The organism is Bacteroides thetaiotaomicron VPI-5482 (assembly GCF_000011065.1).
In the GTDB taxonomy this organism is placed as follows: domain Bacteria; phylum Bacteroidota; class Bacteroidia; order Bacteroidales; family Bacteroidaceae; genus Bacteroides; species Bacteroides thetaiotaomicron.
Genome location: NC_004663.1, coordinates 299,807 through 326,721, shown reverse-complemented (window position 1 = coordinate 326,721; position 26,915 = coordinate 299,807). Strand labels below are relative to the sequence as shown.

The following is a 26,915-nucleotide window of genomic DNA, read 5'->3' as shown; positions in this document are numbered from 1 at the left end:
ATCTTATCATAGTAATGATAAGTATAAAATATCAGCACTAAAAACAAGAAATCATTTAAAGATAAAGCAGAAATGGCAGTACAATTTGAATTATATAAGACTCCGATGCCAAAGGAGAAAAAGAACAAGACGCGTTATCATGCCCGTCCGGTAAGTTTTGAGACCGTCAATACCGAGAAACTGGCTTATCGCATCCATGATCGCTCCACATTAAGAGTATCGGACATTATTTCAACCTTGGAAGAACTGAAAAATGAAGTAGCTCAGTGCCTCCTGGAAGGTAAAAAGGTGCATGTCGATGGATTAGGATTCTTTCAGGTCACTCTTTCCTGCGAAGAAGAAATACGTAACCCGAAAGACAAACGTGTGCACCGGGTAAAATTGAAAGCTATAAAGTTTAAAGCTGATAAAGAATTGAAAGGGGAATTGTGTCACATGAAATTCCAGCGTTCTAAAATCAGACCGCACTCCGCCAATTTATCAGAAGTAGAAATAGACATGAAACTAACTGAATATTTTGCTGAAAATCAGATTATCACCCGGAAAGATTTTCAATATCTCTGCGGAATGACACAAATCACTGCATATCGCCATATCAAGAGGTTAATGGCAGAAAAGAAATTGCAAAATAAAGGGACGATCTATCAACCGATATATACTCCGGTTCCGGGTAATTACAGGGTATCGGTGGATTTAAAATATAAAGAACAATGAAAGAGCCATGAAACAGGAAGCCCTTCACCCGCTCTTCCCCATTTGGGGAGTGTAATTTAAACTCTGTCTGGTTTCTATTTCTTTTAAATCACAACAAATATAATTTTTTCTTTTTGGATTTACAAATGCTTCTTAAGGTAGTTTTTGGATGTGTGCAAGGGCGGCGAAGAATGAGCCGTTTATATACCCTTGCTCACATCCGGGAACTACCTTTTCTTTGCGTTTGAAAAGCAAAAAAGGGGAAATGGGTTATATCGCCAGAGGCATTCTCTCTCCAAACTTGATTCGTAGTTGCCCGGCAGTTAACGCCCAATTCTGGAGCGGTTGCGTCCATTTCTTGGAGATGTTCATCACAGCCAGGTAGATCAACTTCATCAATGCCATGTCATTGGGAAAGACACCCTTGGTTTTGGTCACCTTTCGTACTTGACGGTGGAAGCCCTCGACGGCGTTAGTTGTGTAAATCAGTCTTCGGATATGCTCATCATAAGCAAAATAGGCCGATAGATTATCCCAGTTTCGTCGCCATGATTCCAAGACAACAGGGTATTTTTTACCCCATTTATCTTGTAGTTTATCAAGGTTGAGCTCTGCTAAATCTTTATTAGGGGCTTGATAGACTGTTTTCAAATCTGCCATAAACTCTTTTTGATCTTTTGAGGCTATGTATTTCAATGAATTGCGAATCTGATGTATGACGCAGTTCTGGATGATTACCTCAGGAAAAATAGTGCTGATTGCTTCAGCAAATCCCGTGAGATTGTCAATGCAAGCGATCAGAACATCTTTCATGCCACGTGCTTTCAGGTCGGTCAAGACACTCAGCCAGAAATTAGCCCCTTCGCTTTCTGATACATACATGCCTATCAGTTCTTTATGGCCATCTTTATTGACTGCCAGAACATTATAGACAGCTCGACTTTCGGTACGACCACCATCCTTCACCTTGTAGTGCATTGCGTCAAGCCACACAATGGTATACATTGATTCCAGGGGGCGGCTTTGCCACTCCTTCACCTTGGGAACTATGCGTTCAATAATCTCACTTAGGGTGTTGTGGGAGATCTCAACATCATACATCTCCTCGATATGGGAGGAAATATCCCTAAGGCTCAAACCCATACCATACAGACTGATAATCTTGGAAGACATGTTGTCCGCAAGAATCGTCTCGCGCTTTTTAAGGATCTCAGGACTAAAGCTGCTGTGACGATCTTGAGGAGTCACGATATCAATCTCGCCGGCCATGGTTTTGACACGTTTGCTGCCACGACCATTCCGCTTATTGCCTTTAAGACGCTCTGAATCATCAAGGTGGGAGGACATCTCGCCATCTAAAGCGGCCTCTAAAAACTCTTTTAGCAACGGACCAAAGGCTCCGTCTTTGCCCGTGAGCGATTCGCCACTACGCAGTTGAGATAACGCTTTGTCACGCATCTGCTGATACTCTTCACTGTTTCTATCCATAATACAAAGATAATTGTTTGGGGACAGAGTTCAGATTACGCCCTCCCCATTTGATAAGGGATGTAGAGAGAAGGTGAAGGGCTGATAAATTATACAGAACTATTCCGTATTAACTATGGTTTCAAATAATTTTCCAAAGGTTCCATAGACAATTCATCTTGATTTGCTCCCCAACAATAATAAGGCTTTTTATCCTTAAAGAAACATATATGAGGATAAGTATTTTCTCGAGTTAAAATAAAAAATGTCCCATCATCAGAATGCTCTCTAGCATATTCAAACTTCTTTGTTTCATTTTTCTGCGGTGTAAACGACATAATTTCCCATCTTTCCGCTTCTGTCCTCTTTATACTACTTTCTACCATCTTGTCCGCAGCTTCCTTCCCAAACACTTCAACATATCCTTGATAATAACTTTTCGGATTCGTGTCTTTCATAAAGTTTTCAGCATGATATATAGCATAAAAATATATTGTTTCCCCATTATCATTCTGCCCATAAAAACAAGCAAACTTTTCTGGAATTCTAAATACCTTTTCTGAATCGTTCACTAAATATAATCTTGAAGGCGAATCAATAACCGGTACAAACTTTATAGTGGACTTCATCAAAGTTAAGGACAAGGATGAATCATTCCATCTCCCTGCAATATTCATGTTTAATCGTTCAAGTATGGTATCCTGAACATTTTTATTAATCTCCTCTACAAGCAGTTTGTTTTGGGGTGTAAGTTGACTGATAGCTTGAGTAATCATCTTATCTCTTTTTATAACTTGCTTGGAAGTGCCATCGACATACACTTGTTCGCTACATGAAAGTAATAGTATCTGGACAAGAAATAGGATTGATAATTTAATTGTTTTCATAATATTTCTTACAGATATCTTTTATGATTGATTTAAAATATTAATTACAACTTTATTAATTGAGTGAGAAGAGTACCGACATAAATATTTAATCGATACTCCTCCATTAATTCCAGCATCAAACAAAGTTTTCTTTTTTCGTCAAATTATTCCGTATCCACCTCTTCGCGCCATTCTTCTGAAAGCGCATAGTTATTGATAAACACGTATCCATCTAATGTGGATGGCACCGAGATGCCTAACCAATAGAGAATTTGCGGTACTATCAGCGTATTCTCAACACAGATTCTTTCAGCATTGACATTGGTAGGCAATGTATTTGCAAACATGGCAGAAGCTTTCTGTTCGATATCCGGAGAACTGCTTGTTTTATCTTTAATATAATACATATTGAGTCCACCTTGTATCTGATTTTTAATTACTAATGTATCCTCCTCTAATTTCTCAAGTTGCTCTGTTGGCTTGAATTTCCAATAGCCGAGCATATCACCAGAAGGTTCAATATCAATTTCTCCCGATAGTTGCAAAAATTCTCTTTCAGCAAGATCCTTTTTCCATAGACGTACTTCCGATATATAATAGGAAGTTGGTACAGAATAACCACCTATCGCCAAAAGACTTGAATCCGGAGCCAATCCTTGGGTATCCGTAGTTCCAGATCCCTGCAACTTACCATCTAAAGTAATGAGCCAATTTCTCCTTCCGGAGGCAGCGGAACTTATGCTAACACCATAGTGATGCCATTTAGAATCATTGTATCCGGTAATAGCTTGCTCAAGAGCAGGACCTTCCTTAGGATTTGTTCTCATGGATACAGTTCCTCTCTGCCTATATAGTCCCCAGCCGGCTTTTCCAAGTATGCGATCCCAATTGTTACCATTATATGTACCGTCCTGCCTAGGAACCATACGCATTATGATCTCCATTGAAAATGCATCCATACCTAAAGAATAATATTTACCTATACTATCAAAAACGACAGCCTTGTATTCATTCTGAGAATCAAAATATGCACCGTATAGTCTATTACCATTCAATTGTTTTTCCGTATAATGATTGTAGTAAAACAGACCAAACGTGTTACGCTCCACTTCCGAAGTGCCACCATAACGACCGTCAGCCGATCCACCGTGATTGGAAGTTACAACAATAAGCCAGTCTTCGTAAAATGCATTCTCACGGGCATCAATCGCCGACAAAAATTCACCAATGTATCCGTCTATAGTTTTAAGTGCACTGACATAAGCGGCGTTGTCCGCTTTGAATCCCCCACTCTTCCCAGCCTCCAACATTCCTGAAAAATCGGCCAGAATGAATGTGTAATCTTCATTCGCAATATGATTGAGAACCACATCCCGAGTTTGAACGTCATTTTCTGAAGTAATGGTAGTCTTAGCATTGTTAAGCATATTTTTGTTCAGTTTCGCCCAAGGTGTCACACACAATGAAAGCATATTCACGTCATTATTCGAAATATAGCTAATAATGTTTTGATAGTGAATTACCTTTTCATTCGGATTGTTCGGATTGTACTCCACATTAGCAGTATAAGATTCATCGGTTATACTGTGCTTTTCGGGTATGACCCCAGTGAGCATGGTTGCCCACGTTACAGGGTCTTCGTTCCTCTCGACAGACAGGGTTCGATTGTCACTAACTCCTGTCCACGAATATTTACTATTTTTCAACATCTTAGCAATGGCACCATCGGCAGGAAGGGAGTTCTTCACCACTTCACCAACCGCACCATCTATATTTATCCATAATACTTTACGATGGATTTTGGTAGATATGCCGGTATCTATAGTTCCATCGTCTGCTATTTCAGCAGGTGTATCGTATTCCGTGCAAGCATAGTTAAATGCCAGGACACAAACAACAAGCAAGCTGTATGTGAGAATATTTAATAGTTTATTCATCTGATATAAATTTACGGTTTATAATAAAATGTACCAAACTCGGTAAACGACTGTACTCTGAACCTAAAACGAGACATATCTGTTTCATTCCAGTTATCATTACGATTAGGTTCAGGAAGTTTTATACGCAGATATCTCACTTGTTCTTTTGACGGAAAATCATAGAAACCCTCACTTTTAATATTGGGCAACTCGGGATGTGCAATGGAATCAATCTGCACAATTTCCCTCCAAACTATATTTTCGTCAAGCGGATCATTAATAATATCCTGATTGACAGGAGTCTCGATAATCAGCTTAGTTGCCGCAAAGTCTGAGTTGTTGCCAGCCAGAAATACACCATTAACATCTGTCGTCTCTTTCATATCAATAAACAAATAATACGGAAGTGGCGGAGTACTTGTATCGTTGTTGTAATATGAAGTCCATCCTGTTGATTTGTCGCTGTCCAACAATCGGTCCGGCGACTGCCCTGAATTAAAGTTATCGCTTCCATTTGCATCCAGTGCATAAATCTCCCAGTCAGCTCGATTATGACGGTAGTGATACCCGTTACTTGGGAAATCAACCACACCACTTGATGGATTTTCTGCCAGAGGCGAGTATTTCCATATGGCTTTATCCATCAGCGGATATTTCGATGCATAACTACGGGCTTCGTCTGTCAGCGAATAGCCCCAATGCTCAAAGAATGGTGAAAAATCTTCCTTAAAATAGTCACATAAAGCCTTAAAGAAATAGGTAGAAGTAGAATGATCTATGGAAATTTTATCTTTAATCATACGGTTCAACTCTATATAAAAAGCCCAATCGTCATCTTTGTAGTTAGCTAATTGAACGAGGCTTGCCAATGCGTATGTCGGCCGTACTTCCGACTTTATATCAGATACAAACCAGCGGCTACTATCGGTATCTGCATATGCCAATGCTTTGGGGAATTGCTCCGCAATGCTACTGCCTTCTTCCGGGAAAATCGGTCCCATCGGATACCCATCCTCTCTTAATCCTTTCTCAGCCATGCGATATAGGGGAATTGCTTTTACCGCATCAGATACTTCGCTCCACCAGGGTGATTTTATATCTCTGAAAGAGTAATTTCTATATAACGCATTAAAAATAGCAACAGAATTACCGGATTTCAACGTTTGATAGCTAGCCAGCTCATTCAACAGATAATTTGTATTCAATGCCACTACACCATAATCGGCATTACGAATATACAGATTGTCCAACAACTCCACATCCAGCACCACACGCTCAGGAAAATCGGGAGCACGCATTGAAAAATCCTGTGCCCCAACCTGCAAACTGTAATAGTTATAATAATAGGTCTCGACAGCATTGTCCCATGCTTCCAGTGTGTTCGGCATCTTTTCAGCAATGATAGGATCATCATTTATCATATCCAATAATCGCTCACGCTGAACGGAAAAAGCGACATGCCGGCCACGCAACTCGAGCCACGGTACAGTCGTTGTACGCAACTGCTCAACCCACGCTGTTACATCAGTAGAACCGACAATAAAATCAGGCGAACGATAAGCCCCGTTAATCTCCATAACAAAATCCGCACTACCATTCACATCCTTGCTTTTTTCGATCCATATCATGCCTCCCAAAGGATTACGAATGGTGTTTTTTCCCGGGAACAGTTGCTTCGAAGTAGTAACTACCGGCAAACGCAAGTAGGGAGAAATATCCGTCAAATCATCTAAATGAGAACCGATGATAACCGTCAACCCCATAGTGTTGTCATTAATGGTTATAGTAATCAATTCACCTGCTCCGGCATAAAGCCCGGTGCTGTATATCGGACGAGGAACTTGTTGCACGTCAAGATCGTATGCAGGAATGTATCTCTTGCTTAAATCAAGCGCAAGCAGTGTATTGACAGTATTATCGACTAAAGTATCTACCAAACCCGGAAAAACACGGGCACTTTCATACATACTGACATCGATTCCTTCACCTGTTACTATGGTTACATTGGTAGAATCGGCGGTATCATCCTCTGTCCCGCTTTCGATATCATATTGATAAGCAATGTTGCAGCTTCCCATAAAAAACATACAGGAAATGAATGACAGCAAAACTGCATAGTCGGCTTTTAGTTTATTAAAGCATTTCATATTGCATTCTAATTTAATTATTTAAAGAAACGTAATCTAATGCCCAGCCTTCACCATCGAAATTCCAGGAAGAATCAACCGGCTCTCCAAACCATTGAAAAATCTGATAGGATAAATCGACTGTATTAAGAACCGTTTTATAGTAGGAATCGTCTATAAGTGGGCATACCTTATCCGTTACAATACTCTCCTGCCTGCGCGTTACGTAATCATCGGTAGGCGCAAACGTACCAACCGGCTTATTGAAGTATAATCTTTTATCTTTTGATGTATATTTCGAATAATCTTCCAAATAAGATAATCCGATATCATCTTCGCGATCGTTGGGGTAATAACCCACCAGATTATTCCAATACGGATATAATTCACCCAAAAGGTCCAGTTTTGTAGTACAATGATACTCCGCAATAATATCAGCAGGTAGAGCAACGTTGTAAAACTGGAGATCGTTTATATATAGATTTGCCTGATTAGGTCTGTCCGGAGAAAACGTATGTCCGATGGCAAGAGGCGCATCTGTCCACATATCTTTACTGCCGTCTATCTTACATCCCATCTGATACTTACCGTCAAGATAAAATAAGATGGAGTCACCTTTCTGGGTATCATCAACCTCTTTTATAACTAGCGTATAAGAATGCCATGATCCGTCACGTCTCGTAGATGGTAAGCGGAATACCGAAGAACCCTCTTTAAAATTTGCAGCAAATTCGACTTGAGTATTATTAGAAAACATTAGCTGCCAGCCTGTACCTGCTTTTTGATATCTTTTCGATATTATATTTCTATTACCCCAGGGGTCGCCGTGCTTATCAAACATTTTAAACTGAATGGTATATCCACTTTTATCCACCTCTTCATCCGGATTGGAACTCCATCGTTTACCCATATTAAAAAACTCGGTATTTCCAGTCATAACGGCATTTGTTGTCGCTTTTTGTCCGGGACCGACGAAATAAGGACTATAGAATTTGTATTGTAGTTCATCCGAGCCCGGCCTTTGCAACAATTTGGATGCAAACCGACTGTTATAGAGCATCATGAAAGAATTGAGACGCGGATCATCATACAACGATGCCGGAGTTACATTACCTTCATAAACACCACCATAAGAAGATGTAATAACTACAAGCCAGTTTTCCTGAACGTAACGCGAACGCGCTTCAAGTGCTTTCATTATTTTACCGATGAAAGCATCTACATTGTAAATCGCATCAATAACCTCACTGGTAGGAGTTGTCTCATTGCTCCAGAATCCATATTGCTCACCAGTCTGTTGAACACCGCCGAACTGTGCAACTACGATATCCGAGATTGTTTCACCATTGATTTCAGCAATAAGAGCATCAGCGGTTTCACTGTCGGCCGAAGTCTTTCTTTTAGTATTGGCAACACTCCCGAAAGCTCCGAAAAACTCCGTATCGGAAGAATAAAAGCTGACTTTTAGATTTTCATCCGCCTCTTTCAATCGTTGAAGAAAAGAAGGCGTTTCGAGTTCGTCAATTCCTTGATTGACATCAAGCCCGTTCTTTGTTGTTCCGGTCAGCAAATTTGCCCATCCACGTTCTTTACTTACCCCTTCTTCATTGTCGGCAAGTCCGTAAAAAGTAAACAAAGATTTATCCGTCATGGAGCGGATAACTGGAGCCTTTCGTGTATTATACGCCTCATTAACGGCTATTCCGGATGCACCATCGATAACCACCATCAATACGTGTCCCGTAGTATATTCAGTACCCGACTCCGGATAATCATCAGTCAAAAGCCTTTCCATCTCCTCATTGCACGAGAATGCAAATACAGCAAACAGGCAAAGCATTATATTTTTTATCAACTTTTCCATTGTATTTCATAATAAGTTATTCATAATCAACTTCTATCATTATCGCATTGCGAACCATATTACCATCAAAACGACTAAAATCACCAAGCAGCAGCAATCCGTTTGAATTGGTCGAAGTACGAGTTTCAATTACTTTGTAGAGTTCACCCTGGAAGATGCCCGGTACATTAAATTGTTGCAGCGCCTTTCCATCACGACCCAATATAAGGAAACCACGGCGAGTTACACCATCGTATTTCGTAAACGCACCTGAAACAACAATATTATCATTATCAAGCAGACAGGCAAAATTGGCCAATCCTCCTTCCATTTTTCCGATCTTGAAAATTTCATCACGTGTGCCATCATCATTCAACATAACTACACTCTGTGCAGGAATACCGTTGAACTCAGAAAACTCCCCAGTTATAAGGATTTTCTTTTTGTTTTTATTGTACCGGATTTTAGTAATACTTCCATTTGCGCCCGTACCGATGTTTTTCATAAAAGTTTCATCAAGGGTACCTTCGGCATTCAACTTCACAATATTCTTCACAGACTGTCCATCGAAACTGCTGAATGTCCCTACTATGACAATACCGTCACTTTCGACCATACAAGCATCTAAAATCTGCCCGATAACTCCTTCTGCATCCCTGCGATAGCTATCATCAAGTTCTCCAGTCCTTGACATACGCAATACACTTGCAACCTTCGAATAATCCAAAACCATACTCTCAGCATAGGATTTTTCGGTATTAATACGACAGTAGTTTGTAATATTTCCTACTGCTACCACCTTCTCATTGGAAGTTATAAATGTACGGACAGGCGCTTCAAGAGTTCCCCCGTTGAATACCGGTATCTTACAATTTATGCTTGTATTATTCTTTTTCGAAGGCAGCGCTACAGTTTTATAATACGAGGCTACTTCATTAGTAGCTATCGTGATGTTATTGACCGGCAACTTATCCCAGCCGTATTCTGAAAATTTACCCGAGAGAAGAACCCTGTGGTCACTAGGAAAATAAGTAAATGAATTAAGGTAACATTCAATATCTGTCACTCCCGGATTGGCCAGATCAATGCCGGCTCCCTGACCAGGATCAAGTTTGAAGTCAGTTACCCATTTTCCCGATACAGAGCCGTCTGTCAAAACCATAGATATACAAGAAAAACTCTGCGAGCTATTTTCATTGTAGTAGGCCTGCATATAGTCGCCAACTGGATAATATACCCGTGCTTTTGAATAATGTTCCGCACAATCGTAAATAGGTCCCGAAGTGCCTTTAAAGCCGTATGACTGATCTATCTTAATATTTCCTAATACAGTGAGACGAGGTCCATAGAAAACCTGTTCTTTCAATACAATATAAGCCGTACCCGAACTAAGATTTCCAGGTACTTTCACGGTGATTGTCGTGTCGGTAGCAGTTACAATTTTAGTTTCTTCATCAGAAATATAAAACTTGAAATCGTAACGTCCTGATTGCGGATCACACCAGTTCAACATCCCTTTTGCTTTGAATACAACCGTATCATTGGGATAAGCGCTTTCCGGAGAAGGAGATTCAGCCAGCAAACCGATTCCAAGCGGAGCTTTTCCACCACTGTACGGATCATCTTTAATATTGCTGTTCAGATCACTGTTACAGGATGTTACCAATAACGAAGTGAATACGGAGCAAACAATCATTAACGAATAGATGGTAATATGTTTCATTGTACTATCTTTATTTATAGTTAATTATCCGGTTCTGTTTCTATTGTCGCATTTATAGCTTTGGTAGCGAAAAGATATGGTTCAAAACCAAATGCATGATCGGTTAATCTGAGTACATGTACCACTCCGTTGGTCGGTTGTATATCAGATGTTGCTACATAAGCGTTTTTCATATCTCCTATAGTGAAATCATAGACATAAGAGTATATGATTTGTCTTGCACCGGCATATTTCACATTGTTTGCATCATAATAAACAACACCCATGTTCATAGGCTGCTGACCATAAGATAAAAATGCCTGTCCCGGATAGGCTGCTATGGCAGTCGTATCAATTTGAGGTATATCTTTCAGCAAATATTTATCTTTTACAATGTACATTGACAGCATTTCACGCCAGACTTCCGGTTTTATCTGACTAAAACTCTTGATGCTATCATGCCCCATACGATACCAAATACGGTTCAGATAATTAAAACTACCACGGATTGACCAATCGGTAGGTGCAAAAAAGGTAATTTGTTCGTCTTCAAAAACATCTTCCATACCGGACAGCCGGATGACTTCCACCAAATCTTTAAAATAATCGGGTCTTGATTCCAAATATTGCATCATATTCCCATTATAATAAGGGTTCGCTTTTCCACCATCAATTAAATAACTATCATCGGCACAATTGTACATGAGTACTGCCAAAAGGCAACATCCGACAATTTTCTTCCATAATTTGATATTATTTTTCATATCTATACATTTTAAGTTTATCAGAGTTACTCCCAAAATAAATTCAATCCAATCTGTGTGTTGTTTTTCAACGCATTACGATGAATAGGCCATGTCCATGCCCCCACATTGAAATTAGTACGCGTCATCGGATTCATACAATAGTTTCTGTTATACACCTTTCCTGTACGAACCAAATCATAATAGTAATGTCCTTCACCGATAAGCTCTCTGCAGCGTTCCCAGAAAATAGCATCCATCAGTTCACTACCCGAGGTATTTATTTCGGAAGCATGTGCCCTATTGCGGACCCGGTTGAGTAATTCGCAGGCTTTCGTATCGTTAGTCCCCAAAGCGGCAAGAGCTTCAGCATACAACAAAAGTGCACCTGCATAACGGAATACTATTTGATTGCCGGAATTAGATGTAATTGTTCCGTTTCCATAAGTATCAATATTCCAAAACTTCTTGATTTCTTTAGGAGCAGAACTTGAAACCGATGTAGAATAGATTTTTTCGTCAAACCATAATTCTTTTCTCGCATCATCTTCATACATAGGGAACAGCGTCATAAGATAATCTCCTGAATAACAGAATAGCGGCATTGACTTATTCAAACAGGAATAGGAAACATTATCAGAAAACTTTGCATTCATCATAAATATCTCATTGAAATTTATATTCTGTGCAATCTCAAACAAGCCTTCGTCCGATCCTCCTGCGAAAATCACGGAACTTCTATTTATATCAAGTAATGAATAAGCTCCATTGTTACGTTCCAGTTCCTCGCCTAGCGAAACAACATTCCTATAATATTGCTCTTTATTTTGTGCATCAAACTGTACAAGCCACAAGTTTATATGCATCATCAGCGCAATGACAGAACCTCTGGAGGCTCTAATCCCTTTGCTCGAATAAGATGAATATGACCATGGTAATACTTCCGCTCCCGGATCATCGTCAAGCAAAGGTTGTAAGTCAGCAAGGCAATTTTGCAAAACTATAACCATATTGGTTCTTGGCAAGGGAGCTTCATTATAGGCATTTGTATAATAAGGCACATCTCCAAAAGCCCTTACAATGAAGAAATAAGACAAGCTACGCATGAAAATAGCTTCTGCCTTAAAACGACTCCGTTTCAATTCATCCATGCCGGGCACTTTGTCTATTTCAGCAAGCAGAATATTGGCATCCTGAATAGCAGTATAAAACACATCCCATTGCATTATTAAACCGCCCCTAGCATCATCGGGATATGTATTACGCAATTCACCCATATCGTTGTTAGCCAGATAAGCTACATATTTATCCCCAGTGCTGTAGGCTGTTATTGGAGCGCACCGCATATCTCCGCTATACGTAAGGAAAGGACGTTGTGACATTGTTGCATTCCGAAACGAATTGTATATGCTCAACAAAAAAGCTTCCGCATTCGTCTCATTTCCCTGCGCCCAAAAATCATCACCCGATAATTTATCTTCACTCTTATTTGCAAGCGAGTCACAACCGGCAAACAGGCAAGATACTATCAAAGTCATTATTAAAACTATATTTTTCATATTCTTCTATATTTAATCGTTCATCTAAAAATCCATTGAGACACCAAATGTCACAGTACGACCATTGGGATAACCACCGGATGTGTCATATCCCAAATTGTTTACATTCTCGGGATTGATGCCTGAATATTTGGAGAAAGTATAAATATTGTTCATACTAAAATTAAGCTGACATCGGCTGATCCTAAAAAAATCCAGCATTTTCTTTGGAATAGTATAAGCCACAGATATACCGTTAATTTTAAAATAAGAGCCATCTTCCATAAACAATGTCTGGTCGTATCTGAAAGGCTGAATAATACTTGAACGGGTATAATCAAACGGATTAGGATATTGGGCATAGATATTATCTTCTGTCCAGAAATTATATGCCTCAATAGGTGTTAAAGCTCCACTACCTGTAAGGTTCACCTTACCTGCTACAGGTGTTCCATAAGCCCTAAAACGGTCTGCCAGAGCCTTGTTGATAATATCACGTCTCAACGTAAACGAGCAGTTAGTGTTGATAGAAAACGCTTTATAACGAAGATTGATACTAATACCACCGGTCATTCGCGGCTGTGAATTACCTACAATCACCTTGTCTTTTTCATCGATGATATAATCACCATTTACATCCACCCAAATAGGGTCTCCCGCCTTAAAGTATGCTTGAGTAGAAGTATTCCCTCCCATCCGCAAGCGTTCTCCGGTCAGCGGATTAACAGGCACGTCTTCGTCAGTCGCATATACGCCTTTATACACATAGAGATAATTCCCCATCGCGTTAGAACCTAATTTATTCACCACTTCCGCATCACTGTTAATAATCTGCCGCACCTCGTTAGGCAGCTTTGCGATCACGTCTTTATTAATTGCCAGTGAAGTCGCTACATTCAAATCCCAATTACTTTGCCTTGACAACGGACGGACGTTCAACGAAAACTCCAATCCATAGTTAACCAGACTCGTTTTCGTACTTCTTACGGAATTAAAAGCATTGTGGTTAGCCAACTCTATCGAACTTAGCTGATTGTCAATTTGTTTGTAATACGCCTCGGCAACGAACATAATTTTATTATTAAGGAATGATAAGTCTGTTCCGAGATTCCATGATGTTGACGTTACCGGCTTCAAATCCGGATTCGGCATAGCGTTTTTATCAATAGGAATAATAGAAACTCCATTATAAGTATCTTTGCTCAGATTGTAACTTCCCCATATATCATAAATACTAGCTTTATAAGTGGTACTACGTCCCCAAGTTACACGAAGAGCTCCGGCATCCAGAAACTTCCATTTTTTAGCAAAAGATTCACGGCTGAAGTTCCAGCGAAATCCTAATGAAGGATTTATTGCCCATTTCGCCTGCGACCCATAAGATGAATTTATTTCAGGACGAATATTGGGAGTAAATACGTATTTCCCACCAGGCAGCGATAACTGAGGATCTATAATAAGTGCAAACGTATTCTTTTTATCTGAAAAATTCGACCTTCCAGCTGCCATGGACGGCATACCGGACGACCATATATGGTCACTTGCCAATCCATTCAGCATAATAAAGTTACCGCTATACTTTTCGGATGAAAGTTCAAAACCTCCCTGTAAATCAAAATTTACAATTCCCAATTTTACGGTTCTTGACAACAATGAACGAACATACATATTATAACTATATTCACTACCGTTATTCCAAGTAGCCCTATTGGCATTCAAAATACCCGGCGTAAATTTCTCATTCTCCACAGTTCCGTATTTATATCCTAAAGTACTTCTCCATCTTATATCAAATGGCAACAGATACATGATATTCATACTTGCATCATAGACTACATTCTGATTATCTGCCTGGACAGAAAAAACAGACAATGCAGAATTGGAAGCTGTATACATAGACGGTGGAGGCAACAAGGAAGAAGCTGCCGAACCTGCGGCTACGCCGGATTGTGAGAAAGCATTTCCGCTACCATTACTATTTCGGGTTAATGTAGTGGCAAGATTTAGATCCAAATGAAATCTATCATTAGGCTTATATCCTACTGCTGCCCTGATACCGTATCGGTTAAAGTCCGTGTTTTTCACAATTCCTTTTTCCGTATAATAGTTTGCATTGATCTTATAGTCAAATTTCTCATTAGGTTTACCAGAGAAACTAAGATTATGAGTTTGATTGTAAGTCGTCTGATAAAAGACACCCTGCCAATCCGTATTATTATTGTAATAAGGATTCAAGCTATCTGACAGTGCCTGCAATTTATGGATTTCATTATATCCGTGATAGGCGGATGTATCATTTCCCAAAATTTGCATAATTCTGAGCGCTCTCTCCGCCCCGCCTGCAAGTACATCTCTCAACCTCGGTGGTGTTTTCACTACAAAGTTAGCCGAATAAGAAACTTTCGGTTTGGCTGTTTCTCCTCTTTTAGTTTCTATAAGAATTACTCCGTAAGCACCTTTTGAACCATACAGGGAAGTTGCAGCTGCATCTTTCAATACTTGGATATTCGCAATATCTTCAAGTGGAATCATAGCCAACGGACTGACTGTTGCACCTGACAGCAAACCAGCTGCATCATAGCCCGTTACGTCTTCCTGCGGTATACCGTCAACTACAAACAAAGGAGGAGTCAGCCCCATCATAAACTCGCCATCACCGGAAGATTGAACGGAAATATCCGAGACTCCTCGAATTGAAAAACTTGGAAGACCTCCGGGAGTACCATTATTCATCTGAATATTTAATCCGGGAACACGCCCTTGAAGCAACTCCATCGGATTAGCAACAGGAGTATTGACCAGATCTTCTGCTTTAATAACCGTAACCGATGCTGTTACCGCAGCCTTACTAACTCTTTTAAATCCGACTACAACTGTTTCATCAAGCATATTCTCTGTCGGACTCAGATATATTTGCATGCGTTCTGAAGGTTTAGTAACTTTGACTGAAAGACTGTCGAACGCCAAGAAAGAGAATACAAGTCGGTAACCACTCTTAACTTTTGTAGAGAATCGTCCGTTATCATCAGTTGTGGTTGAAAGCTGAGGCACCGTTTTTCCACTTTCATTTTTAACAATAACAGAAGCATAAGGCAATGTAGAATTATTGCTTTTATCTTTGACTACACCACTGACAGGAATATCCTGAGCCCGAACACCAACCGAGGTGACGGCAATCGCCATAGCCAACAAGCCATATTTAAATATATTTCTCATATTAGAATCATGGTATTAATTAGTTATTTTCCATCTTCAAACAAGGGGGCTCCTGCTGTAAATACAACTATTATCTCCCAATGAGCTTCCTTGTATATCGCAAATTCAAATGACATAGTGGATGTCATACGATAACCACTTGCTGTAATACGGTCATATAAAAAATTGACATTTATTCTATTACCATCTTTATTGGTATATTTTGATTTCATTTCAACCAATGGCATCGGATAAACTACATCATACTTTACATATTCATCTGTTTTCTCCATATTGAAACCATGAATCAGATTAGCCCAGTCTGTCTGATTAAAAGATGAAGGAGAGATCGGTGTATAATCCGGTCCATAAAAACGAAAAGTCAAACTTTTTACATCATCATCATTATCTTGGTTCTCACGAAAATAAATATGTACATCTTCAGGAAACATATAGTCTCCACTTTCTGTTTGAAAAAGGGTTAACGAATTTGGTGTAACATAGTCCTGTCCCTGCACCAACCCTGTTTCCGGATCGTATATACTCGGTTCGTAATCACTTTCTCTGACAGGTATAAGCTGCATATCAGTAAATGTTTTATATCCTCCCGAGTTTTTCACCAGCACATCAAAAATATAGCCATCACTCGGAGCACACTGCACAAAAGAAGATTCGGCATTGGACCACATCATAAATTCTCCGGAATGCTTTTTAACCTGAAAAAGAGTACGATATTCTATTTCTCTTTTAGCTTCTATTTCTTCTATAGACTTTTCGGTACCCATATATGGAGTTTTCCAAACTTTTACCGGGAAATATTCCGTCAATTCAGGTGCAGGACTTCCGTCGGCCCTCACGATTCGTGATATTTCGAAAGTAAGAGGAAGCGTTGAATTACCCGATGAAAAGTTGTCGGACATCAAAGTATTTTTTCCTAGTTGAGGACGATATAGTTTTGTAGTAAAATTGACGTCTCTGTCGAAAGCATCCAAACTATCCGGCAAATATTTATCGACACACGATATGCTTAATAATACGCAGGAAAACAGCAGCGCAATATTTTTACTTCTTATATTCATTGCCATAATTATTAAATACGTAAATAAATTCATCAAAACCGAAACTGTGTTGGGGAGAAAGGATGTGAATGATACCATTATTTGTATAAACATCATTCCATACCGTAGAAACTCTGTTCCAGTTATCTTTTACCTGAGAGTTTTTCATATCACTGAAAATAAGCTGTTTGACTCCTCCGCCTACAAATCCGGATGCCGGTTTGCGAGAACATTCTATATTCATTTGATAATTGTACTTCAAAGAATTTAAGGAGTTATTTCCTTCATTGGCTAGAATATTATCGGTATCGTAACTACCTTTAATAATGTACTTGCATAACATTCGCTCAAGGTCAGCTCTATAATCATAATGATATTCGTTAATGATCGTATCATTTAAAGTCGGTGTTATAACATTAACGATCGTATCTTTAACAACAAACGGTTCAATTAATAAATCACTCAAATAAATCGCTTCACCCAACTCCTTTTGTTTACGGTACTCGTTAAGTTGCGCCAATGAGGAACGGATACATGCATCCGGTATGGCAAAAACTGTATATTGCACATCCGTCTGTTCCATCTGTTGTATGAAATCGGGAATATTGTTGACAAGAACCATCATAGAATCAAATTTCAAATTCAGCCTTTCATTCCCTGTGGACAAATAATCCAGAACGGTTCCATTAAATACTTCGGTTTCATTTTCCTCAGGATATGAAGCCACTTCGTAATCTGTACAAGACAGCATCCAAAGGGAAGCCGAAGTCAGACATAAAATAAATAGTATCTTATTCATTGTCGTTTTCTTTTTATTTCCAAAACTCATTTTGTTCAATCTGTGAATTAGCAGTAATGATATCTTCCGATACCGGCCAGTAGATTCCACCACTGCTGATCAGTCGCAAGAATGCCTCATTATCTTTCATCAGCTTTTGCCGACGGACAAGGTCATACCACCTCCAGCCTTCTCCCATAAGTTCTCTGCGACGCTCTTCAAATATCTCGGCAATTAAGCTTTCGCGATTATTCCCAAAATCCTTTTTAAAAGATACTTCTCTCAATCCACGATTTGTTCGGATCATATTCAGGTAGGATACAGCTTCTGTGCTCCTGTTTAGTGCGCATAATGCTTCAGCCCGTAGCAAGGTGATATCTTCAAGGCGAGTGAAAACAATTGACGAGCCAAATACTCCGAAATCATTGTCTTTCGCCGATCCATCCTGAATAATCTTTATTTTACTGAACACCGGAGTTTCTTCATTCAAATTCTGAACATAATAGGATGAATATTTGATGGTATCTATGATTCCAAACCGCAAGTCATCAAAATTGGTAAAAATCGAAAATAAGCTGTCCTTTGAAATGTATATTTCAGGATAGGATTTTTGTACCAATGGATAAGCTAAAGTCAACTGTTCAAGATGTCCGCTTTGAGTTGCTTCGTTATCATTGTGAGCAAAATTAAATCCTAAAATCCTTGAACCTTTTACACTCGCATTCGAGTAAAACAGCCCTGTTTCTGAAGTCAAGTCGGCAATAGAAGTATATTTTGCATTAATCTCAGATGCATGATCTATTATAAATGCAGAATATGTCTCGGCTTCTGCATAATTTCCCTGCCAAGCACAGATGTGAGCTAATACAGAGTATGCAGATAACTTATTGAACAGTTTTCCCTGCCATTGGGCCCCATATGAACCATAATATAAATTCGTTTGAGTACCATATTGATAGGGTAAATCCTCTATAGCTGTTAACAGTTCTGCCTTAGCATAACTCAGCACCGTTTGAGCGTCTGTACGGGGCATAGACGGAAAAGTTCCGTTATCATAAGAATAGGTGACTAACGGCACATCTCCCCAGATTCTTACCATATAAAAATAAGCAAATGCCCTCAAAGCGCGTACTTGAGCAATGTCATATTTCAAGTTTTGTTCAGAATACGACCGGTCAAGTTCGACAGTTCGTGGAGCTTTTTCCATAAAAACAGATGCCGCATTGATTACCGCATAAAATCTTCTCCAGTTAGATACTTTCTTCAACAAGTCATATGGCTTGTTCAATTCATTATCAGACACAGCTTGTAAGTCACTACGCTTATAAACCGTAAAATCCCCCTTCCGCAAATCACCACATATCCAATGAGTATTGTTATCGGCTAAGGCTGCGCGTGTCAAGCCATATACTCCCATCAATGCTGATCGAGTATCTTCAAGAGTCTTCCATTGTTGGGTTTCCGAAGCTGCATGTTTGGGATCTACATCCAGAAAGTCATTGCAGGACTGCAGAAATAAACAGACAAGTGCGGAGAAAAGAGCTAATCGCAATTTTTTCATATTGTTTTTCATATTGTTTTTCATTTTTTATCATCTCCGATATTTTTAGAACTTAAATCTCAGTCCCAAAGAAATGGAACGAGGAATGGGAAGCGAATACCCGTCATAGGTACCATTGAAGTTAACTAATTCCGGATCACCTGCTGAAAAATTACTGAAAGATAACAGATTAGATCCTGTCAGATAGAAATACAAACTTTTAGGTATATTACTACCAACTTTCTTTATAGGAAGTGTGTAACCAACAGTTATATTTCTCAGTTTCAGGTATGACAGCTTTTCAAGGAACAAATCCTGTTCTGCACGGTAAGGATGAACACTGCTTTGCGGATTGTATATAGGATAATCGTCACGCTGATTAGTGTTTTGCCAAAAGAAAATCTCTTTAACAGACTGCAAGGACTGAATATTATCCAAAGTCGCAAAGTCGTAACGTTGCTGATCGCGCAGATTTAAAGCACTATGCCCCAAAGCAAAGAAGAGATTGAAGCTGAAATCGAATCCTTTATAAGCAAACTGGTTAGTCAATCCTCCTGTATAGGGTGGAATGGCATGTCCGGTCAGCACACGGTCATTGTCGTTAATCTGATTATTTCCGTCAACGTCTGTCCAAACAGGATCTCCTGCTTTAAAAGGAACTCCATTTATGTTCAGTGGTTTCCCATTCATAACAGGAACTTCTGAGTCGTTTGTATAAATGCCTTTATTTTGATACACCCAAAAGGCATCAACTGACTGTCCTACTTGTAGTTTATGGTCGCCTATCACAGTTGTCTTCTGGTTTTCGGGAAGTTTCTCTAGTTTGTTCTTATTATAACTTGCATTGAAAGACAAATCCCACTTCAACGGAGTGTTCTTCAAAATGGATGCCGAAAGATTTAATTCCAATCCCTGATTACTGATATCCATTCCACTGGCCAGTTTATACTCATATCCCATTTCTTGAGTGACAGGCAAATATGTCAATAAATTCTTTTCATAATTCTTATACAGACTTATTTCCGCAATAATGCGATTGTCGAAAAAAGAACCTTTCAAAGCAAGCTCCATTTTATCAGAATAGGGAAGCTTTAAATCATAACCAACCCAACCCGATGCATACGGACGAGTGATTGTTGCAAATCCATTAGCTGAGGAAAGTAACGGTTCGCCACTCCATGTGATACTTGTAGCCAAGTATTGAGGACCTAATTCATATCTATCGGACTGGAATGATTTGGCTATTCGTGCATAAGATGCACGCAAAGACAATCCAGACAATGCAGTACTACCTGTAAAAAAATGATTCTTTAAATTCCATTCAGCAGAGGCAGCGGGTGTAAACATCCATCTGTGATCCGACTGGATAGCGGAATTTCCGTCGTATCTTGCCAATAATCCCACATTAAGCAAATTCTTATACTTATAATCTAAAGCTATTGAAGTCGATACCCATCTATTCTCCAAACGATCAACATAACGATACTGCTTGAAGTTCCCGGTACTTGTTGTCGGCTTCATATCATCATCACCATCATAGGCACGAGTATAATTATAGTGATACAAATCGCTGGTTATAGAGCCATTCCACTGAACATTCAACTTATGAATATCAGCTAAAGGCAACAAATAGCTCGCTGAAGTTTCACCTATAATCCGTTGATTGTATCCTGAATAGTTAGAGACAAAGTTGACGGACTCCAACAAAGCCATAGGCCAAAAAGCGCGACGAACATTTGTTGTATAATCAAGTTTGATGCTGGCTGTAGCATTGAATCTTTGCTTAGTATAGCTCAAAGCCAACAATCCATTCAGTAAATTGTTATAATTATCATCTTTAGTCAAATCATTGGATATTAAAAAGTCATTATACAAATTGCCGGCAGGTGCAAGCGGAGTTGAAAAATCAACCATGTACTCCATCTCAGCAAACCTGTCTCTAAAATTCCGATTCCTGACACGGTCTATCTTAGCGGCATTAATAATTGTACTAACATTCAAGCCATCCAAAGGAACCATATTCAAGGCAAAACCAATATTATATTTCGTATAAGAGGTATTGTCCGCTGCTCCCGCATCTTTTGTCGTTGCGAGTGTAAATACATAATTCGCTTTCTTTGAACCACCACCGATAGAAGCATTTACATTATATAAGAGTGATGACTGATAATAATCGTCTGCCCAGTCCGGTTTACCAAAATAACGTACATCTCTTGTATCCATAAGATAATAGGGTTGTTTACCCGGTGTAAGAGAATACGTATCATAGAAACGTTGACGGAATGCTTTTTCGTATGATCCATTCGTCATACGAACTGAAGACGGAGCAAAGGCCATTCCTGCCGAAACCCCGATAGAAACGTTTTCACCGCCATAATAACCGTCTTTGGTTGTTATCCAGATGGCACCATTAGCAGCTAAAGGACCTAATTTGGCAAGCTGAAGCGGATCTTTGATAATTTCGATTGACTCTATGGAAGATATATCCAATCCCGCCAGCATGTTGGCAGCAGCTCCTATCGGATTAATATCAAACTGTTTGATATCGTACACATAGCTATTTTCCAGCATCAATGGAACGCCATTCAAATAAACTGTCGGCTGAACACTGGACACATCTTTATTAGAAAAGACAGGTGAAGATAAGCCACGAACCAGCATGCTTTGAATGGTACCAGGCTCTCCATTATTTTCCTGTACATATACACCGGGCACATTCCCTTTCAGTAATTGCTGAATAGATAAAAATTGAGAGCGCTGCAACATTTTGATATCAACAGTATCACTCACCCCAAAGGAGTCTATACTACGATTAGTAACGAAACGAGATCCTACATTCTTCTCAAAAGAGTTTTTTTTCATATAGGTCTTCACAGAATCAATATTCGCGGGCGAACTTGATTGAGACGCTATCGCTCCACTAAATCCTAAAAAGCCCACGACTGCCAGCAAACGACAAACAGGCTTTTGCAAAAAGAAATTAGGTAAAATTATCACCATACTATTAGATTTATAAAGTTATTTAGACCAAATAAGTATTAGTTGTGCATCAAATGCGTCACAAAAGTGCGAGTTATCCAGTAGAAAGAAGTTCTCTAATCATTCAAAAACTTCCAAAATTGGACCATAATCGCTATTAACTATAACAGGTCTAAAAATCGTTCAATATAAGTTCAGGAATCATTCAAATGGGATAGATCATTGATATATGGAAAAGTACGCATCTTCCATTAAGACGCGTACTTGTGTATTTTAAGTTCATATTATTTTTATCCTAACAAGATTTTTGATATTCCTTTGGAGTTACGCCAAATTCTTCTTTAAAACAGGTTGCAAAATATTTAGGATTAGAAAATCCGCATTCATAAGCTACCTCTGCTACGGATATTGATTTATCCTTCAATAATTGACTTCCATGTTTTAATCTTATATTTCGAATAAACTCAATGGGTGACAGTCCTGTTGCTAATTTCATTTTCCTATAAAGAGAAGACTTAGACACAGCTAATGCGTCCGCTAACTGAACCACATCAAAATCTCCTTCCGACATATTTGAATTTATAACAGAAATCACTTTATCCAAAAACTCTTTATCAATAGAAGAAGGTTCTAAAGAATCAATATTGACTTCTACATTAGAACGAAACTCTTCCTGTTTGTTTTTCTTATGCATTATAAAATTATTAATACGAGCCTCTAATATTTTTAATTCAAATGGCTTGGATATATACCCATCCGCTCCCGCATTATAACATTCAATGCGATCTTCCACGGTATTTTTAGCTGTTAATAATATGATAGGAATGTGACTGGTTTCCAAATTTGACTTTAAAGCGCGACAAAACTCTAAACCATCCATTTCAGGCATCATCACATCACTTATAATAATATCTATTTCATTATCTTTTATAACGTTCAGAGCTTCTAATCCATCTTTTGCAATAAGCACATGATAATGCTTGGATAGAATTTTCTCCATCAAAAACAACAATTCTTCATTATCCTCCACCAATAACAAATGAACGTCAGCTATCTGCGTATCTTCACCAACCTGTGAATCAGCCAATGCTTCTTTCTCTAAAATAAGATCCGTATTTATGCCATTTGCCGAAATATGTTCTGATATTAATTCATCTTCTTGATAGCTATCTTTATTAATGGGAAGATCTACAGTAAAAGTACTTCCCTTACCTAATTCACTTTCAACATTAATAGTGCCATGATGTAACTCCACTAAATCCTTTGTTAAGGATAACCCGATCCCATTAGATTCACTTTCATCTCCTTTATTTATTGTATAAAATCTTTTGAAAACATTCTCCAAATCAGCAGGAGCAATACCTTCTCCGGTATCAACGACCTGTATTCGCAAATGATGATTTTCAGACTCCCAATATGAATCTACTATTAATTTTATATTTCCACCATTAGCTGTATATTTGTAAGCATTAGATAATAAATTAGATACTATCTTATCTAGTTTATCTCTATCAAAATAAGCCATCAAATGTCTATCTTCAGTCAAAAATGTAAAGGTTTGATTTTTCTTTCTCATCAATGGAGTAAAGTGTATCTTACAAACATCATCTATAAATGATATGACATCACTTTTTGATACAGATAATTTCATGTTCCCACTTTCCACCTTACGGAAATCTAAAATTTGCTGTAATAGTCTACGTAATTTATTCACATTAGAACGAATCATAGTTAACTGCGAAATCCGACTACCATTCGTCATTTCCGCATCATCGATCAAACAAGTAATAATAGTTAAGGGAGTTAATAAATCGTGTGATATATTTGTGAAATAACGTAATTTAGTTTGCACCAATTCTTCTGACTTCTCTTTATCTATCTGAGCTATTCTCAGTTCATGCCGCAACTGAATACGACGCTTCATCCTGTGATAGAAAAGATACAGACATAAAAGTGTAAACACAATATAAAATAAATAAGCCCACAATGTTTCATAGAAAGCTGGCTGTTTAAACACCTGAACTTCTGCTATATAATTGCTCCATAAACCATTTACATCAGTTGTCTTTAGATAAAAAGTACGTTTACCTTTAGGTAATTGATTGTAAAATGCAAATTGACGATCGCCTCTGACATACACCCAATCATCATCAACTCCATCCATTTTATATGCATATTTAATTTTGTCAGGAAACGCATAATTTAAAGAAGAAAAATCTATCTCAATATTTTTATCTCCTGCATTTAAAGAAATGATCTGACTTCTTAAATTAAAACGTTGGTTGTTTTTCTCCAAAAGACTAGAAACACCATCTATCTTGACATCTGACACCATCGTTCTAATTCTACGAGGATTATCAGACAAATGATCATAAGGAGTAAATACTGAGATTCCTTTATTTCCTCCATACAGTATTTTCCCAGAACGAGTTTTATAATAAGAATTAGGCATAAAAGAATTTACCATCACATCAGTCATTGTCGAGTAGTCCATGATACCACCATTTTTAGGGTCGTATTCAATTACCCGCTTATTGGTAGAAATCCAAATATGTCCCAACTGATCTGTTATAATATTAAAAATACCTTCTTCAAGCATATCAAACATATCGGATAAGTTTTCCACTTTATTTGTTTGAGGGTCATAAGTGAACACATCTCCATCCTGACTCCCCATCCACACCAAACCATTATCATCCACACAGATTGCTCCAATATTATCACTTATTACTCCTTCTGCATGAGTTTTCAAATTTCTTAAATTCTTTTCTTCTAATGTCAGATCAGAGGATATTTTAGCATTATACACACCTTGCTTTCTTGTACTAATCCATAATGAACCATCTTTACCTTCTCTAATTCCTATTATATCTACAAATGGAAATTTAGTGTCTTGAAGTATCTTTTCCTTTGCCGGTTTAACCAAAATACCTTTAGTTGTTCCCACCCAAAGATTATGATTACTATCAGTATAAAATAAACGCGGAAATCCTGAATTATCTACGTAATCTGTTAATTTCAAAGTTCCCAATAGCTCTACTCCTTTTTTATCCTTCTTCACCTTGTAAATTTCCGGATAATACTCAGAACCCAGCCAAATCTCATTAAGCAATGGAACAGAGGTAATGCAGCTTACATTTTTCAGATTAGCAATGTTTTTTAGAGAAGGGATATCTGTATAAAAGAGAAGTTTATTAGAATCTGGATTATAAATTCCTATTCCCCAACGATTCTGATCTATCCATAAATCTCCTTCTTTATCTTCATATATATTCTTTATATTTGTAACAAACCCCGTCTTTTCCCGAATAACAGGAAAAGAGTAATTCTGCACTAATGGTTTATTTAAATCAATCATTGATACTCCTTCATTAAAAGCAGCAATCCATAAGTTACCTGACTTATCTTTTACTATTTCACTAAAAATATTATTTAACTTAGAAGAAATATGAGATATATCAACAGTATTAATTATATTTCCAGGACGTTTTTGAAGTGCATAAAGTCCCTGTGTAGATACAATCCATATATAACCATACTTATCATCCTGAGTTATGCTAAAACAACCATTCTTATCCCAATGTTCATTACTTTTTATATCTACATGACTATACATCAAATCATCTTTCTCCTCTGGATAAAGTAAAAAGATTCCGCTTTCCCATGTTAAAATCCAATGTTGCTTCTTATTATCTTGAAAAACTTTAAATGGATTATTTAAATCTCCAATCTGAGGCATAGCAATAAATGAATCTGTTTTTGAATTATATCGATGTAATCCCCTTTCCCATAAAGTTACCCAAATATTCTTATCTGCATCTTCATAAATAGAATTCACACTAGTAACAGGCAAAGTAGAATCATATCTTTTGCAATATGAGAAATCGGCAGAACAACGAAAAACAGAAGTTAATGTTCCAACCCATACCCATCCATCACTATCCACTATCATTGTTCGAATCTCTTGATCCTTCAAATCATTGTGTGTAACTGGTATTATCTGATAAGTTCGTTTATCCAGTATATTAATACCTTTTTTAGTTCCTATAAATAGATATCCATTTTTATTTTCCGCAATACAAGTAATTTCATTATTCGTCAAAAGATCCGGTGATTTCAATCCAGAACGGAAAACAAGTAATCGATAGCCATCATACCGACACAAACCGTCTTTAGTTCCTAACCACAAAAAGCCTTCCCGGTCACAATGAACCCGCAAAACAGTACTTGAAGGCAAATAATTATTTAACGGAAGCGTAGATACCGACATTTGTTGCGCAAAGGCACACGGAAATAATTGAATAAAAAACAGTACTATATAAAATTTCAGTTGATGTTTCATAGTAGAATTAATATAAAGACGTATTTCTTGTGCAATATTAAAATAAAGATAGCTATCACTATTCATAAATCACTTAAAATATATTAATTTAAAACTACCACAAACATATGTGGTCTATTTTTA

At 38.1% G+C, this 26,915-nt stretch carries 15 protein-coding genes; 1 reads left to right on the top strand and 14 read right to left on the bottom strand.

The genetic code is table 11. The annotated features are described in order from the left end of the window. Positions 1–72: 72 nt before the first annotated feature. Positions 73–714 carry an HU family DNA-binding protein gene (locus tag BT_RS01385; protein WP_008766175.1) on the top strand — a complete coding sequence of 214 codons (642 nt, stop codon included), beginning with the start codon at positions 73–75 and terminating at the stop codon, positions 712–714. Positions 715–963: 249 nt separating this feature from the next. On the opposite strand, the gene BT_RS01380 is transcribed toward BT_RS01385, so the two are convergent. The 14 genes from BT_RS01380 to BT_RS01315 all read right to left on the bottom strand — a co-directional run bounded on the left by BT_RS01380 (position 964) and on the right by BT_RS01315 (position 26,792). Next, the gene (locus tag BT_RS01380; RefSeq protein ID WP_008761338.1) at positions 964–2,181 is read right to left on the bottom strand and encodes an IS256 family transposase; all 1,218 of its coding nucleotides are present in this window, start codon (positions 2,179–2,181) and stop codon (positions 964–966) included. A 113-nt stretch (positions 2,182–2,294) separates the two neighbouring features. Further along, on the bottom strand, positions 2,295–3,047 hold the full coding sequence (locus BT_RS01375; RefSeq protein ID WP_008766176.1) for a hypothetical protein: 753 nt from the start codon (positions 3,045–3,047) through the stop codon (positions 2,295–2,297). A 146-nt stretch (positions 3,048–3,193) separates the two neighbouring features. Next, positions 3,194–4,966, bottom strand: coding sequence for an alkaline phosphatase family protein (locus BT_RS01370; RefSeq protein ID WP_008766177.1), 1,773 nt, complete (start codon positions 4,964–4,966; stop codon positions 3,194–3,196). An 11-nt stretch (positions 4,967–4,977) separates the two neighbouring features. Beyond that, positions 4,978–7,095: a M60 family peptidase N-terminal accessory domain-containing protein gene (locus tag BT_RS01365; RefSeq protein ID WP_008766178.1), complete on the bottom strand. Its 2,118-nt coding sequence runs from the start codon at positions 7,093–7,095 to the stop codon at positions 4,978–4,980. Positions 7,096–7,108: 13 nt separating this feature from the next. Continuing rightward, positions 7,109–8,938 carry a LamG-like jellyroll fold domain-containing protein gene (locus tag BT_RS01360; protein ID WP_224200329.1) on the bottom strand — a complete coding sequence of 610 codons (1,830 nt, stop codon included), beginning with the start codon at positions 8,936–8,938 and terminating at the stop codon, positions 7,109–7,111. A 16-nt stretch (positions 8,939–8,954) separates the two neighbouring features. Beyond that, positions 8,955–10,640, bottom strand: coding sequence for a DUF5124 domain-containing protein (locus BT_RS01355; RefSeq protein WP_008766180.1), 1,686 nt, complete (start codon positions 10,638–10,640; stop codon positions 8,955–8,957). 20 nt (positions 10,641–10,660) lie between these two features. Further along, positions 10,661–11,383: a fasciclin domain-containing protein gene (locus BT_RS01350; protein WP_008766181.1), complete on the bottom strand. Its 723-nt coding sequence runs from the start codon at positions 11,381–11,383 to the stop codon at positions 10,661–10,663. 26 nt (positions 11,384–11,409) lie between these two features. Next, positions 11,410–12,921 (bottom strand): RagB/SusD family nutrient uptake outer membrane protein, encoded by a 1,512-nt coding sequence (locus BT_RS01345; RefSeq protein WP_008766182.1) that lies wholly within the window; start codon positions 12,919–12,921, stop codon positions 11,410–11,412. 24 nt (positions 12,922–12,945) lie between these two features. Further along, a complete protein-coding gene (locus BT_RS01340) occupies positions 12,946–16,116 on the bottom strand; it encodes a SusC/RagA family TonB-linked outer membrane protein (RefSeq protein WP_008766183.1) in 3,171 nt (1,056 codons plus the stop codon). Positions 16,117–16,139: 23 nt separating this feature from the next. Beyond that, complete coding sequence (locus tag BT_RS01335) at positions 16,140–17,174, bottom strand: DUF5007 domain-containing protein (protein WP_008766184.1); 1,035 nt, start codon at positions 17,172–17,174, stop codon at positions 16,140–16,142. Continuing rightward, entirely contained in the window at positions 17,158–17,952 is a 795-nt protein-coding gene (locus BT_RS01330; RefSeq protein ID WP_008766185.1) for a hypothetical protein, read from the bottom strand. Before BT_RS01330 ends, BT_RS01335 begins: the two co-directional genes overlap by 17 nt. A 13-nt stretch (positions 17,953–17,965) precedes the next feature. Continuing rightward, positions 17,966–19,504, bottom strand: coding sequence for a RagB/SusD family nutrient uptake outer membrane protein (locus BT_RS01325; RefSeq protein WP_008766186.1), 1,539 nt, complete (start codon positions 19,502–19,504; stop codon positions 17,966–17,968). A 33-nt stretch (positions 19,505–19,537) separates the two neighbouring features. Beyond that, positions 19,538–22,471, bottom strand: coding sequence for a SusC/RagA family TonB-linked outer membrane protein (locus BT_RS01320; protein ID WP_008766187.1), 2,934 nt, complete (start codon positions 22,469–22,471; stop codon positions 19,538–19,540). A gap of 274 nt (positions 22,472–22,745) precedes the next feature. Beyond that, positions 22,746–26,792 (bottom strand): hybrid sensor histidine kinase/response regulator transcription factor, encoded by a 4,047-nt coding sequence (locus BT_RS01315; RefSeq protein ID WP_172461657.1) that lies wholly within the window; start codon positions 26,790–26,792, stop codon positions 22,746–22,748. Between the last annotated feature and the right edge of the window lie 123 nt (positions 26,793–26,915).